12 protein-coding genes are annotated in these 13,332 nt (G+C 67.2%); 4 read left to right on the top strand and 8 right to left on the bottom strand.

Annotated features, from left to right (window positions below; genetic code table 11):
* Window positions 1–148: 148 nt before the first annotated feature.
* Both BDI24065_RS18155 and BDI24065_RS18160 read right to left on the bottom strand, forming a co-directional pair.
* Window positions 149–424: a hypothetical protein gene (locus BDI24065_RS18155; RefSeq protein ID WP_175032444.1), complete on the bottom strand. Its 276-nt coding sequence runs from the start codon at window positions 422–424 to the stop codon at window positions 149–151.
* A 245-nt stretch (window positions 425–669) separates the two neighbouring features.
* A complete protein-coding gene (locus BDI24065_RS18160) occupies window positions 670–2,220 on the bottom strand; it encodes a sensor domain-containing diguanylate cyclase (RefSeq protein ID WP_175032445.1) in 1,551 nt (516 codons plus the stop codon).
* Window positions 2,221–2,741: 521 nt separating this feature from the next.
* On the opposite strand from BDI24065_RS18160, the gene BDI24065_RS18165 reads away from it, so the two are divergent.
* The 3 genes from BDI24065_RS18165 to BDI24065_RS18175 are packed head-to-tail and all read left to right on the top strand — an operon-like array spanning window position 2,742 to window position 7,566.
* A complete protein-coding gene (locus BDI24065_RS18165) occupies window positions 2,742–5,618 on the top strand; it encodes a xanthine dehydrogenase family protein molybdopterin-binding subunit (RefSeq protein WP_175032446.1) in 2,877 nt (958 codons plus the stop codon).
* Entirely contained in the window at window positions 5,615–6,310 is a 696-nt protein-coding gene (locus tag BDI24065_RS18170; protein ID WP_175032447.1) for a (2Fe-2S)-binding protein, read from the top strand. The genes BDI24065_RS18165 and BDI24065_RS18170 overlap by 4 nt, the downstream gene beginning before the upstream one ends.
* Window positions 6,307–7,566: a cytochrome c gene (locus BDI24065_RS18175; RefSeq protein WP_175032448.1), complete on the top strand. Its 1,260-nt coding sequence runs from the start codon at window positions 6,307–6,309 to the stop codon at window positions 7,564–7,566. Before BDI24065_RS18170 ends, BDI24065_RS18175 begins: the two co-directional genes overlap by 4 nt.
* 89 nt (window positions 7,567–7,655) lie before the next feature.
* Here BDI24065_RS18175 and BDI24065_RS18180 read toward each other — a convergent pair whose 3' ends face one another.
* Window positions 7,656–7,826, bottom strand: a complete 171-nt coding sequence (locus BDI24065_RS18180; protein WP_175032449.1) for a hypothetical protein — start codon at window positions 7,824–7,826, stop codon at window positions 7,656–7,658.
* A 255-nt stretch (window positions 7,827–8,081) separates the two neighbouring features.
* Between BDI24065_RS18180 and BDI24065_RS18185 the strand changes: the two genes are divergently transcribed.
* Entirely contained in the window at window positions 8,082–8,498 is a 417-nt protein-coding gene (locus tag BDI24065_RS18185) for a hypothetical protein (protein WP_254609790.1), read from the top strand.
* Between the two features lie 107 nt (window positions 8,499–8,605).
* Here BDI24065_RS18185 and pal read toward each other — a convergent pair whose 3' ends face one another.
* From pal to BDI24065_RS18210, 5 genes are all read right to left on the bottom strand, one after another.
* On the bottom strand, window positions 8,606–9,097 hold the full coding sequence (gene pal / locus BDI24065_RS18190; protein WP_175012020.1) for a peptidoglycan-associated lipoprotein Pal: 492 nt from the start codon (window positions 9,095–9,097) through the stop codon (window positions 8,606–8,608).
* A gap of 409 nt (window positions 9,098–9,506) precedes the next feature.
* Window positions 9,507–10,718: a porin gene (locus BDI24065_RS18195; RefSeq protein WP_175032451.1), complete on the bottom strand. Its 1,212-nt coding sequence runs from the start codon at window positions 10,716–10,718 to the stop codon at window positions 9,507–9,509.
* Window positions 10,719–10,959: 241 nt separating this feature from the next.
* On the bottom strand, window positions 10,960–11,538 hold the full coding sequence (locus BDI24065_RS18200; RefSeq protein ID WP_175032452.1) for a hypothetical protein: 579 nt from the start codon (window positions 11,536–11,538) through the stop codon (window positions 10,960–10,962).
* A 42-nt stretch (window positions 11,539–11,580) separates the two neighbouring features.
* Window positions 11,581–12,036 (bottom strand): VOC family protein, encoded by a 456-nt coding sequence (locus tag BDI24065_RS18205; protein WP_175032453.1) that lies wholly within the window; start codon window positions 12,034–12,036, stop codon window positions 11,581–11,583.
* A gap of 164 nt (window positions 12,037–12,200) precedes the next feature.
* Complete coding sequence (locus BDI24065_RS18210) at window positions 12,201–13,199, bottom strand: GlxA family transcriptional regulator (RefSeq protein ID WP_175032454.1); 999 nt, start codon at window positions 13,197–13,199, stop codon at window positions 12,201–12,203.
* Between the last annotated feature and the right edge of the window lie 133 nt (window positions 13,200–13,332).

A 13,332-nucleotide genomic window follows, 5' to 3' on the forward strand; every position in this document is an offset into this window, starting at 1 on the left:
GCGCATGCGGGCGAGTTGCACGGCCGATACGCGAAACCCCGTGCGATGTTGCAGCGATGAACGCATGCCGGTGGGGCGACCGGCTGCATTCGCGCCCGATGTTTCGCGCCGGTCCCTTGTCGCGACAGGGCCGGCGCACGCAGCCGGCTTAGCGGCCCGATGTTTCAGCTTCGAGACGTCCTTCTTCCCACAGAGCCCAGAAACGGCTGCCGGCGCGATACGGATTCCCGCGGCGTGCGCCGTGATCGGCGATGCCCTGGCGAAATGCGCCGTACAGCGTCAGCGGCGGATTGTCGACGCATCGGGCCTCGCGTGCGACCGGCATGCGGCGCTCGGACACGAGCCGGCGGATCAGCGATTCGCCGTCGATCACATCCAGTTCGTCGATGGTATCGCTGCGGCTGAGGACTTCGACGGTATTCATGTTGGGTCTCCCTGACAACCTGTTTCCCTGACAGGGAGCAATAAGAGTGCCAGGCTTGAAACGCCTTGCGCTGTGTCGATCGTGCCGGCTTCTGCGGCCAACGTGGCGGGTGGCGACCGGCGATGTTACGGAACACGTCACGTGACACGCGAACGCGCGACGCCACGTGCGGCCACGCAAAGCGTTTCGGAATTGAATCGTCGGGAGGATGCGGAGGCGGGAGCGAGCGGGCTTGCGCAGCCGGATCAGTTCGCGGTGATCGGCGTGACCCGGCTGCTGCCGCTCGAATAGAAGCGGTAGATGCCCTTGCCGGCCGACTTCGCTTCGTACAGCGCGCTGTCGGCCTGCCGGATGAGTTCGTCGGGAGAGCCGTGCCCGTCATCGAGCGCGATCCCGATGCTGATCCCGAGGCTCACGGTCTCGCCGATCGACAGCGTGTACGGCGCCGAGATCTGCCGGATGATGCGCGCGGCGAGGAGCGAGCACGCATGCATCGTCGTGTCGTCGATCGCGACGACGAACTCGTCGCCGCCGATGCGTGCCGCCAGATCGCCGGGCGGCAGCGTCGTGCCGAGCCGCACGGCGACCTGCATCAGCACGTCGTCGCCGGCCTGGTGGCCGAACCGGTCGTTGATCGCCTTGAAGCCGTCGAGGTCGAGATACATGACGGCGAGCGCGGGGCCCGGCGTGCGCGGCCGGCGTGCCAGCATCCGCTTGAGCTCGGCATGCAGTTCGTGGCGGTTCGGCAGACCCGTCAGCGCATCGTGGCGCGCGAGATGCCGGATGTGCTGTTCGGTCCGGCGGCGTGCGGTGACGTCCTCGACGATGATCACCGCGTTGCCGTCCGGCACGCGGTGGCGCGTCAGTTCGAGCTGGCGGTCGTCGGCGAGCACGACGTCGAGCGGCGCGGGTTCGTCGCAGGTCAGCCAGATCTCGCACTGCGCGGCGAGACGGGCGCCGCCGGGATCGGTCGCGTCGTTCGCGCCAAGCGCCGCGACGACGGCGGGCAGCGGCGTATCGAGCATGATCTCGCGCGGCGAGCCGAACAGTTGCGCGGTGCGCCGGTTCGCGACGATCACGCGGCGCTCGCCGTCGATCATGCACAGGCCGTGCGGCATATAGGTGAGCGCGGCATCGAAGCGCGCGACGAGTTCGGCGTTGCGCTGGCGCGCGGCGATCAGCGCGACGAGCACGCGATAGTGACGCTGGACGACCGTGCGCATCGCGGCGAGATAGATCGCGAGCGGCGGCAGCAGCAGCCACGCGCCCGACCGGTGGGCCAGCAGCGCACCGACGCCGATCGGCAGCACGCCGAGCGTGACCTGCATCATCGCGAGCCGCGGCAGCGCCGAATTGCGCGACGCGATCCCGCCGAACACGCCGCCCGCGACCATCACCGACAGCGTGCCGAGCTCGACGTCGACGGCCTGCACGCACCCCATCACGCCGAGGCCGAGCACGAAGCATGCGACGAGCGACACGGGCGCATAGCGCATCGCCCAGTATTCGGCGCGGTCGTTGCCGGCGTTGCGCTGAACCGTGTACGCCCGCGCGATCGAGAGCCGCGCGACGAGCAGGCCGACGTCGACGATCAGCCATGCGAGACACCAGAGCTGCTGCAGCCGGATCAGCGCGACGGCCGCGACGAAGCCGCTCGCGAGCCCGGAGAGCGCCATCGGGCGAACATCTTCAAACAGGGTGACGAGCATCGACGGGCGCAGCGCGGCCGTCACACGGTGGTTGCCGGAGGGGGGAGTGGCGAGAACGGAGTGCAGGAGAGATGCCCTGACTGCCATGGTTTTTTAACCTCGACACGATGTCGCGATGGCTGGCGGCACCCGCACGGCACATGGCGGAAGCCCGGCCAGGCCGGATGCGCACGACATTACCATGAAACACGGGCGGCGCGGGTTGCCCGGGTGGTTGCCCGGGGAGGCCGGCGACACCGCGCCGCGCCGGCCACTAGTCGTAAACCACGCCCGCGAAAGTCTTGCGCATTCACCGACGCCGGGGCAGCATCGTTGCGAACGGAGCGTGGGTCGGCGACTGGCGGGAGACCGGTCGCCATGGACAGGGCGTGTGCCCGCCGGGCGCGGCCGATACGATCGAACCCGCTGCGAACGGGCACGCGACGCGGTCGAATCGACACCCGCGACCGGCTGCCGCAGCCCGGCTGAATGCCATTATAAGAAATTCAATAAGTATTTCATGCGAGAAATACTATAGGCGATATATCTAAAACAATGCCAGAATGCGCGCCGCTCCGAACGTCGCGACACCCGATCGCCGTCCGAGCCGCATCAGGAGGTTCCCCCCAATGAAAAACCACGGCCTGTCACGGCGGGGTTTTCTGAAAGCCAGCGTGCTGGCGGGCGTCGCAGTGTATGTCGCGCCCCTGGGCAGCCGCGCATTCGCGGCGCTCTTCGAAGAAAAACTCCTCACCCCCGTCAAATGGGATAGCGTCACCGGCATCCCCCAATTCCGCATCGACGGCATCGCGAAGGTCACGGGCTCGAAAGTGTTCGCCCGTGACGTGCGCGCCGCCGACATGCCTCACTGGCCGCAGCAGCAGTCGCATGCGCTGATCCTGCGTGTCACGCAGGCCGACCGCACGTACGAAGGCTTCGACCTGTCGCTGCTCGGCGACGACCTGAAGCCGGACCGCGTGGTCACGGCCGACGATCTCGTGCGCGACGGCGTCGCGTTCCCGACGTTCTACGGCGACGACATGTTGCTGCCGGCCGGCAAGACGCCCGCGTATCTCGGCCATGCGGTCGCGATCCTCATCTACCACGACTTCGCGCGCTTCCGCTTCGCGAAGAACGCGCTCAAGTTCCGCGACGACGTGATCCGCTACGGCGCGGTCACGGGCCCGCTCGAGCGCGATCCGTGGGGCACCTTCCGCTACGTGCGCGTGGGCGGCAAGACGGCCTACGACGACGACGTCTATTCGAGCCTGAAGGATGCGCCGATCTTCCCGAGCATGATGCGCAAGCACCTGCCGGTGTGGCCGGACGGCAAGGAGCACGGCAAGCTCGACGAGCAGGGCATGTTCCTGGCCGGGCAGATCGCCGGCGAGCTCGACCATCCGTCGGCCGACTGGCTCGTGTTCGACCGCGAGTACAACACGCAGTCGGTCGACACGTCCGCGCTCGAACCGGACAACGCGAACTGCTGGTACGACACCGCGACGCAGTCGCTGCACCTCGTCGTGCCGACCCAGTCGCCGCTCGAAGTGGCGGAGAACGCGGCCGCGATGGTTTCGAAGTGCCGCTTCCCGGTGAAGAAGCTGTTCGTGCATCCGTGCTACACGGTCGGCTACGGCTCGAAGGATCACTTCAACGTGCCGTTCTACGGCCTCGTCTGCGCGCTGTACGCGGACGGCCGCCCGGTGCGTTTCGCGAACGACCGCTACGAGCAGTTCCAGACGTCGCTGAAGCGCCACGCGTTCAAGATGCACTACCGGATCGCGGTGGACCGCAACACGGGCCTGCTGCAGTCGTTCAAGGGCGACTTCGAGGCGAACGGCGGCGGGCGCTCGAACTTCTCGCCGTCGGTCGCGATGGTCGGCGCAACGGCCGCGCAATCGATCTATTACTTCCCGAAGAGCGACCTGGCCGCGGTGGCGATCGCGTCGCGCGCGATCGATGCCGGTTCCGCGCGCGGCTACGGCACGCTGCAGAGCATGGCCGCGACCGAAATGGCGGTCGACGAGATCGCCGCGCAGCTGAACATCGATCCGATCGATTTCCGCCTGCGCAACGCGCTGCGTTCGGGGATGAAGAACACGCAGGGTGCAATTCCCGCCGGCGCGCTGCGCGTCGACGAGGTGCTCGAGCGCTCGAAGCAGCATCCGCTGTGGACGCGTCGCGTCGCGCGCAAGGCCGAATTCGAAGCGGCGAACCCGGGCAAGCGCTACGGCGTCGGCTTCGCATGCGTGCAGAAGGATTTCGGCACGGGCGCGGAAGCGTCGTTCGCGAAGGTCGAATTCGACGAGAACGGCAAGGTGTCGCTGCAGCACACGGCAGCCGAGATCGGCACCGGGATGTCGACGTCGCAGGCCGTCGCGGTCGCGAAATGGCTCGGCCGCCCGGCGACGGAAGTGCGCGTGGCCGTGACCGAATGGCCGGACCTGCCGGTCGAGACCAGCGGCGATCCGTACATCATGTCGCAGGCCGACCAGGATCGCCTGAGCGCGAACCCGCGCTGGTCGCCGAGCTATGCGTCGCCGTCGAGCGCGACGAACTCCGCGTACTACTTCACGCACAGCACGCGCGAAGCCGCGCGCGCCGTGTTCCGCTACGGCCTGTGGCCGGCGGCGATATCGATCTGGACGCGCGGCCTCGGCGGCGGCCAGGCGGCGCCGTACTCGATCCGCATCGAGGACGCGCGCTGGGTCGACGGCAAGCTGACGGCCGACGGCCTCGAGCCGCTGTCGTTCGAACAGCTCGCGAAGCAGGCGTATGCGCTCGGCCTGCCGACCGGCGCGGTCGTGCACGTGTTCAACCGCTGGCAGTGGACCGACGCCGAGTTCGAAGTGGGCGGCACGGTCGAGCGCTTGCCGATCGACGGGCTGTCGCTGCGCGTCGGCGCGCCGAAGACGGGCGACAACGGCCCGGTGCCCGGCACCGCCGCGCCGGCCGGCGCGACCGCGATGCGCGGCACGCTGGCGCCGACCGCGAACGGCTACCGCGTGCTGGACCGCAAGCGCGTGTTCATCCCGCCGACGAGCCGCAACAACGCGGCCGTCACGTACTACACCGCAGTCGGCACGCTGGTCGAGCTGGCCGTGCACGAAGCGACCGGCAAGGTCGAGCTGCTCACGCACCACTCGATCATGGAATGCGGCAACCAGATTTCGCCGCAGCTCGTGTCGGGTCAGTTGCAGGGCGGTCTCGCGATGGGGATCGGCCATGCGCTGCACGAGTACCTGCCGCTGTATGAAGACGGCCCGGGCAACGGCACGTGGAACTTCAACCGTTACCAGCTGCCGCGCGCGTCCGACGTTGCCGTGTGGACGCAGACGGGCGACGTGCTGCCGCCGCTGTCCGAGACCGATCCGCCGAAGGGCGTCGCCGAAGTGGTGATGATTCCCGTCGTCGGCGCGATCGTGAACGGCATCGCGCACGCGATCGGCCATCGTTTCACCGACCTGCCGGTGACCCCGCAAAAGATTCAGGAGGTGCTCGCATGACGACCGCCCAAACCGCGGCTTCGGCCGCGAGCGCCAGCGCCGCTGCGACCGGCGCTTCCGCACCGGCGGCGGCTTCGGCCGCCCCGGCGTCCGCACCGGCTGTACCGGCCTCGGCACCGGCCGCTGTCGAGCGTCCGCTCGTCCGGTTCCAGTCGAAACCGCTGTCGATCAATATCAACGGCAAGTCCGTCGGCCCGATGCAGGTGCCGGAAGGGCTGATGATGATCGAGTTCCTGCACGAATACGCGGGCCTCACCGGCTCGCGGCTCGGCTGCGGGCAGGGCATCTGCCACGCGTGCGTCGTGATCGTCGACAAGCCGGACGGTACGAGCGAGGAAATGCGCACCTGCATCACCGGCGCGCACTTCTTCCACGGCCGCTCGATCCGCACGATCGAAGGCCACGCGAAGCGCAACGAAGCGGGCGAAGTGGTCGAGCTGTCGCCGATCCAGCAGAAGTTCCTCGAGCACTTCAGCTTCCAGTGCGGCTACTGCACGCCGGGCTTCGTCAACGCGGCGACCGTGCTGATCGAACGCCTGAAGCGCGAGCCGATTGCGAAGTCCGACGTCGAGCGCACGATCACCGAGGCGCTCGATGCGCACCTCTGCCGCTGCACGGGCTATGTCCGCTACTACGAAGCCGTCAAGGACGTGGTGCTGACGACGCCGGGACTCGTGAAGGACGCCGCATGAAACGCACATTCGCTCATCGTGTCGCGCGGGCTGCGGGCTTCCCCGCACTCGCGGCCGCCTGCGCGCTGCTGCTCGCTGCGTGCGGCGGCCATGACGCACCGGCCTCGAACGCGGCGTCCGGCGCACCCGGTGCCGACCAGGTCGCGCGCGGCCGCTATCTCGTCAAGGCTGCCGACTGCGCGGCGTGCCACACCGCGAAGGACGGCGCGCCGTTCGCCGGCGGCGCGCCCCTCGAATCGCCGTTCGGCACGTTCTACGGCTCGAACATCACGTCCGACAAGGATCACGGGATCGGCAGCTGGAGCGCGGACGATTTCTACGCCGCGCTGCACGACGGCAAGGCGCCGGGCAAGCGCCTGTATCCGTCGATGCCGTACACGTCGTACCGGCAGCTCACGCGGGCCGATTCGGATGCGATGTACGCGTACCTGAAGACCGTCAAGCCGGTCGCGCTGGAAAACCGCGAGCACGAGCTGAAGTTTCCGTACAACCTGCGTTTCGGGATGGTCTTCTGGGACATGGTGTTCCTGAAGGACAGCCTGCCCGATGCATCGGCCGGCCAGTCCGCCGACTGGCAGCGCGGCCGCTATCTGGCGGGTGCGCTCGGCCACTGTGCGGAATGCCATACGCCGCGTGCGTTCACGGGCCAGCTCGACAGCGCGAAGCCGTTCGCGGGCGCGGCGCTCGGCCGCGTGGCCGCGCCCGACATCACGCCGGCCGGCCTGGCTGCGCGCGGGTGGACGGGCGCCGACCTGCAGACGTTCTTCGGTGTCGGCATCGCGCCGCAAGGTTCGGCATTCGGCGAAATGTACCCGGTCGTGCACCTGAGCACGCAGTACATGACGAAGGACGACCTGCGTGCGCTGTCCGTGTACCTGCTGGGCGATACGCCGCCCGCGCCGCAACCGGTGAAGCCGGTGTCGGCGGACGCCGCGCAACTCGCGGCCGGCCGCTCGGTGTACCTCGCGGTCTGCGCGGGCTGCCACGGCTTCAACGGCGAAGGCAAGCCGCACGTGGCAGTGCCGATGAACGGCAATTCGACGGTGCGCCAGGGTGATTCGCGCAACCTGCTGGTCGCGATGCTCGACGGCATCGGCGAACAGAAGTTTGCCGGGTTCGAGAACCTGCAGCCGATGCCCGGTTTCGCACATACGCTGAGCGACGACGAACTCGCGCAGCTCGCGAACTACCTGCGTGCGACGTGGGGCGGCCAGCCCGCGAGCGTCACGCCGGCCGACGTGAAGGCCATGCGTTAAGTCGTGCCGAAGGGCGGGGCGTCGCGCGCGATTCAGCCGGTTTCCGGTGCTCGCGCGCGACGCGTCGCCCGTTTTTTTGCAGCGGTTCTTCAGTAGCCGCTGCCACCACCGCCTCCGCCTCCGCTGCCTCCCGAGCCGCCACCGCCATACCGGCTCATGCCCGGTCCCTGCGCAGGGCTGCTGGTCGACGACGTACATCCCGCCGACAGCACGAGCACCAGCGCGGCGATCAGCGCCGCAGCCAACGTTACCGATTTCATGTCACGCTCCTTGTCGCGCAGGCCGCGGGACAGACCGGTTCGCGCGAACCTCACGTCTGCGCGCAGATTAGACGTCTCTGGCGGGCGGTTTATTCCATGCTTTTTGCGTATCGTGAGCATGCGTGACGGGGCCCGATCCGGGGGAGCCGGGCGCGGCGCCTTGGTACACTCCGGCAAGCCGCCATTCCGATTCCGACTACAAAAAACATGAGTGCCACCGCAGAACGTTCGCCGTCGCGTCTGTCCCATCCCGTCGTGTTCGGCTGCGTGTCGTTTGCCATCGGCGGCCCGCTGGTCACATCGCTCGCCTGGCCGGCCGTGACGCTGATCATGGGGTCGTTATTCGACGGCCCATCGTGGGAGCGACTGAATGTCAGCGCCGGCATGGTGCCGATAATCTTCTTCGGGTCGTTCCTGCTTGGTTTTTTCCTGCCGGCGGCCGTGGCAGGCGGCATCATGGGCGCGATCGGCACGCGAATCCGGCGGCGCTGGTTCGTGCTGCTGGGGATGGTCGTCGGTGCCGGCGCAGCGCTCGGCTTCGTCGAAATCGTGAATGGCCTGGCGAAGACCGACAAGTTCGGCACCCTCACGGCGGGCGCCACGCTCAATGCAATCGTGGCGTCGGCCGTGATGTCGCACTGGCTGCATCGCCGGCTCGAACGTCGGCGTTGAACGAGAAGCGGGACGGCGTCGTCGGCGGCGTGCATGCACCGCGCGGCCGCTTCCGCGGCCTGCCATGCTGTTCCCGAAGCGGATGCCGCCGTCGCGGCGGCCCGCGATCAACGATAGACGAGATCGGCGCGGCGGTTCTGTGCCCAGGAATCCTCGTCGTGGCCGAGCGCGACCGGCTTCTCCTTGCCGAGGCTGACCGCCTCGAGTTGCGTGGCCTGCACGCCGAGCGTTTCGAGCGCGCTCATCACGGCCTGCGACCGGCGTTCGCCGAGCGCGAGGTTGTATTCGGACGTACCGCGTTCGTCGGTGTTGCCCTGGATCAGCACGTGCCGCGCCGGGTGGCTGCGCAGGTAGTCGGCGTGCGCCTGCAGCAGCGACTGGTATTCTGGCTTGACGGAGTACTGGTCGAAATCGAAGTAGATGCTGCGCTTCGCGAGCGGGCTGTTCGGATTATTGAGTTCGTCGGCCGTCACCGTTGCGACGGCTTCGCTCGAGGGCGTCGGCGCCATACCGGCATTCTCGGGGGTCTTCGCCGCGTGGTGGCAACCGGCCAGCAGTACGACAGTTGCCAGGACCGCAAATCGGTTCGTTTTGCTCATCGTTCGTCTCCAGCGGTTGACTGCGTTGAACGCGTGGGGCGTGCGATCGGCACGCCCGTAGCCGGCCGCAACGGCGCGAAAGGTCCGGCACGCACGACGTGAATCATGTTCGTAAGCCGGTGGTGCGCCATATGAAAGAGTGTCGCGACCGGAACGCCAAATTACGGCGTCGCTGCAAACAGATTAGGAAAAATGTCACAGCGTGACCAGTTTCTCCGCATTTTTTTGCGCCGACGCGACAGACCGGGCGGCATTCCTGCCTCCGGGCGGGGCGATGCCACAGCGAAAAGGCCGCGCACGGGCGCGGCCTTTCCGGCTCAGGGGCGTGACGATCATCGGGCGGTGCCGGAACGCATGCGTTACGCGGCATGTGCAACGGCGTTGCGCCGCACCGCACCGCACCGCGTCGTCAGAACTTGTGCCGCAGCCCCAGTGCGACGACGACCTGGTTGCTGTTCGCCGACGGCGTCAGCGTCCAGACGGTCGCGTTGAACGCCGGATTGCCGTTGCCGCCGCTCACGCTCTGGTAGACGCCTTCGAGATACGCATCGGTGCGTTTCGACAGCGCATAGTCGGCTTGCGCGACGACCTGGTTCCATTTCGGGCGTGTCTGGCCGGTGCGCGTGTCGAAGCGGCCCATCGTGTACGTGTACGCGGCCGAGAGGCTCAACGCACGCGTGACGAAGAAGCGCCCGTCGACCGTGAAGTTGTCGAACACCATCGATTCACCCTTCAGCGGCGCGATGCTGCCGCCCTGGAGCACGCCCGTCACGCCGTCGGTGGTCGAGTGCGACCACGCGGCGCCGACCGAGTGCAGCCCGAACGCATAACGGCCGGCTGCGGCCCAGATCTGCTGGTTGCCGCCCGTGATCGTCGCCGAGCCGTCGACCGTGCTGAGCGCGCCATTCGGGTTCGGTGCATTGCGATCGCGGCTGATTTTCAGGTAGCCGGCGCCGAGCTTCAGCGGCCCGTTCGCGTACGACACGCCCGCGCTCCACGCCGCGTTGTTGGAGAACTGGCCGGCCGTGTTCGAGAACCCGTACATCGCGCCGAACGTCAGCCCGCGGTACGTCGGGCTCGTGTATTTCACCGCGTGGTTGATGCGGAGGTTGCGGTTCGAATCGTCGTTGTCGTACGGATGAACCGCGAGGTTGCCGCCCCAGCCGGGGCCGGACGCGCCGAGCGGCGTCACGAAATCGAGGATCAGGTCGTACTGGCGGCCGAACGTGAGCGTGCCGGCCGTCTTCGAGCTCACGCCGATCCATGCCTGGCGGCCGAACATGTCGACGCCTTTCTGCGACAGCGCGCCCGTGGTGCCCGAGAAGCCGTTCTCGAGCGCGAAGACCGCGGCCATCCCGCCGCCCAGATCTTCCCGGCCGCGCAGCCCCCAGCGCGATGCGTTCAGTGCGCCACTCGTCATCGCGACGGTGCCGCTGCCCGGCGAGCCGGCGCCGTGCGTGCGCTGGTTGGTCGCGTAGGTGATCGACGTGTCGATCAGGCCGTACAGCGTCACGCTGCTCTGTGCGTGCGCACCGCCCGACGCGAGGGCGGTCAGGCAGGTGGCAATGGCGGTCCCCGCGAGTCGAGTGGTGGCGTGCTTGTTCATCTTGTAGGAATGCATAGGAGTTTTTATCGTTTTTCCGGCCCGGTGGCCGGCGGATCGAGCGGCCATTATTGGAGATCCTGCGCCGGTCGATTAAGGCGTTGCACAGGAAAGGTCCTCTGCGAAATCGTGTGGAATCGCGGCGGGGAGGAGACGGGGTGGGCAGTGCGGAGGAAAGCGCGTCGCCGTGCGCGGGCGACGTCGGGTGATTCAGGCCGCCGTCGCGTGATTCGCTGTCAAGCGACGGACGGCGCGCAGGTTAACGGCGGGCAACCGGCAGCGCCGTTTCGACGCCACCACTTCGATACGCGGCACGGACGGCGATCGCCCTGGCTTCGAGCGCTTCAGGCGAGAACCCGCGCCGCAAGCGGACCGCGACGCGCGGCAACGTGGCGAGCTGATCGCGCAGGTGCACGATCGACCGGCAGCCACGGAATGCCGACGTGCGCGCATCGGCGCCGGTCGCAGCATCCGCAAGCTCGGCCGCCCACGCGACACCGCGATGGTGCCTGACCTCGTCGAGATGCGACAGATGCTGCGCGTCGCTCGACAACGCGATCAACAGCGCGGCCCAGTGCGCGCCGCGCCATCCAAGGTTCATGTCTCGCGTGAGGTCGGCCAGCAGCGTGTCGTCCAGCACGGACAGGCTTTGCTGGCACAGGTAGTGGAAGTCGAGCGGCTGGTAGCGGACCTGCGGATAGTCGCGCAGCACATGCCCGAGTTCGGCGCCGGTCTCGACGGCAGCGGCCAGGAATTGTTCGGCCGGGGCAGGACGGTTCAGCAGCAGCGTCGGTACGCTTCGGTAGAGCCGGTGGATGTCGTCGGGGTGATAGTGCATCGCGAATGTCGGAGTGATCGACCGGCGCGCGCGGTGCGCCGTTCAGGTTTTCTGCTGATCGCCGGACAGCAGCGCCGTATAACGGCGCTGCATTTCGTCGGGTTCGATCGCTTCGATCGTATGCCCGATCAGCCATTCGTATCCGAACGGGTCGCGAATCTTGCCGGAACGCTCGCCGTAGAACTGGTCCTGGATCGCGCGTGTCAGCTGCGCGCCGGCCGCGATCGCGGCGGCGATCGTCGCGTCGGCGTCGTCGACATGCAGGTGAAGCGACATCGGCGCCTTGCCATCCGGGTCGAGGGCAAGGATATCGTATTCGGGGAACTCGTCCGAGATCATCAGCGTGCACGGCCCGAGCTGCAATTCCGCATGGCCGATGCGTCCCGACGGCTCGACGAGGCGGAATTTCTCTTGCGCGCCGAACGCCTTTGCATAGAACGCGATGGCATCTTCCGCGCGCTTGGCCCGCAAATAGGGAAAGACTTCGTGAATCGCCATGGTGCCCTCCGGTTGATGGTGTGGACGCCGCCGGGGTCATGTCTTTTACCGTGTCGTGAACGGCGAACACGCCGATTCTACAAACGAATCGCGTGGCCCGGGGAAGGGCGGTGAGGGAGAGCGGATGCTGACCGGTGGGCTGTCGCCCGCGATCCACCGGTCGGTCATTGTTGCGATTCCGCTGCGGGGCGAAAGCGATCTCGGTAAGCACCCGGGCTGAGTCCGACCTTCTCCTTGAACAGCCGGCAGAACGAACTCGTATCGCTGTATCCCACCTGGGCCGTAATCCGCTCGAGGCTGAGATCGCCGGCCTCCAGCAAACTGCGCGCGGCTTCGACGCGCAGGCTCTGCAGATACCGCAACGGCGACAGATTCAGCGCGGCGTGGAAGCGGCGGATGATCGTGCGCTCGCTCACGCCGAGGTCATGCGCCATCGCCGACATCTTCACGTCCTTCGTCATGTTCTTCTGCAGCCAATGCTGCGCGCGGTGAACCAGCGAGTCGGCGTGCGTCTTGTCCGTCAGCAACGGGAGATAGGGCAATTGCTTGGTCTGGCTGACGTCGATCAGCATCGTCTTGGCGCACTGCGCTGCAATGGCCGCCCCGGAGAACCGCTCGATGACATGGATGGTCTGCAGCAGGTAGGACGCTGACGCGCCGGCACAGATCAGCCGATCCGCTTCGGTGACGACGGGCTCCAGCTGAAGGTCGACACGGGGAAACCGGCTGCGAAACTGGTCGGCCAGCCACCATGTGGTCGTCGCGGGCCGTCCGTCCAGGAGGCCGGTGTTGGCCAGTACGAACGTGCCGGTGCAGTTTGCCGCGAGGTAGGCCCCCGCGTGCCATTGCGAAACCAGCCAGTCGCATGCGGCAGACTGTCGTGCCAGCAACTGGTCGAACGCCTTGCCGCTCGCGTAGTGCGCGCTGGGAACGAAAACCAGGTCGAACTGCTCGCGCGGCCGGATCGGCTCCGTGTTCAGTTGAAGACCGTTGCTGGCCATCACGGGCTGCCCGGTCGGCGACACGAACCGCCATTCGAACTGCGCATTGCCATCGCCCCTTTGTCGCCGCAAATGCGCGTTCGCAATCTGGAGGATGTCGGCGAACCCGCCCAGGCTGGAAGCGTAGCAATCGTCATACGCAAGGATGGCGGCGCGGGGCATGGTGTGTCGGATATCGCATTCAATGTGTCAGTTTAGCCAATGTACGGCAATTCGAACTGAGAGGACACTGTCCATGTCCACCGGGAGCCAGTCGCGTTTCCGGCATGCGAACGCGCTTTCGTCTCAACCTGAA

Origin of the sequence: Burkholderia lata, assembly GCF_902499025.1 — a bacterium.
GTDB classification, from domain to species: Bacteria; Pseudomonadota; Gammaproteobacteria; order Burkholderiales; family Burkholderiaceae; genus Burkholderia; species Burkholderia lata_C.

Coding starts and splice junctions, on each gene's coding strand:
- BDI24065_RS18155 (WP_175032444.1), bottom strand. CDS start 424: ATGAATACCGTCGAAGTCCTCAGCCGCAGCGATACCATCGACGAACTG.
- BDI24065_RS18210 (WP_175032454.1), bottom strand. CDS start 13,199: ATGCCCCGCGCCGCCATCCTTGCGTATGACGATTGCTACGCTTCCAGC.
- pal (WP_175012020.1), bottom strand. CDS start 9,097: ATGAGCAAAACGAACCGATTTGCGGTCCTGGCAACTGTCGTACTGCTG.
- BDI24065_RS18160 (WP_175032445.1), bottom strand. CDS start 2,220: ATGGCAGTCAGGGCATCTCTCCTGCACTCCGTTCTCGCCACTCCCCCC.
- BDI24065_RS18175 (WP_175032448.1), top strand. CDS start 6,307: ATGAAACGCACATTCGCTCATCGTGTCGCGCGGGCTGCGGGCTTCCCC.
- BDI24065_RS18165 (WP_175032446.1), top strand. CDS start 2,742: ATGAAAAACCACGGCCTGTCACGGCGGGGTTTTCTGAAAGCCAGCGTG.
- BDI24065_RS18205 (WP_175032453.1), bottom strand. CDS start 12,036: ATGGCGATTCACGAAGTCTTTCCCTATTTGCGGGCCAAGCGCGCGGAA.
- BDI24065_RS18180 (WP_175032449.1), bottom strand. CDS start 7,826: ATGAAATCGGTAACGTTGGCTGCGGCGCTGATCGCCGCGCTGGTGCTC.
- BDI24065_RS18170 (WP_175032447.1), top strand. CDS start 5,615: ATGACGACCGCCCAAACCGCGGCTTCGGCCGCGAGCGCCAGCGCCGCT.
- BDI24065_RS18200 (WP_175032452.1), bottom strand. CDS start 11,538: ATGCACTATCACCCCGACGACATCCACCGGCTCTACCGAAGCGTACCG.
- BDI24065_RS18195 (WP_175032451.1), bottom strand. CDS start 10,718: ATGCATTCCTACAAGATGAACAAGCACGCCACCACTCGACTCGCGGGG.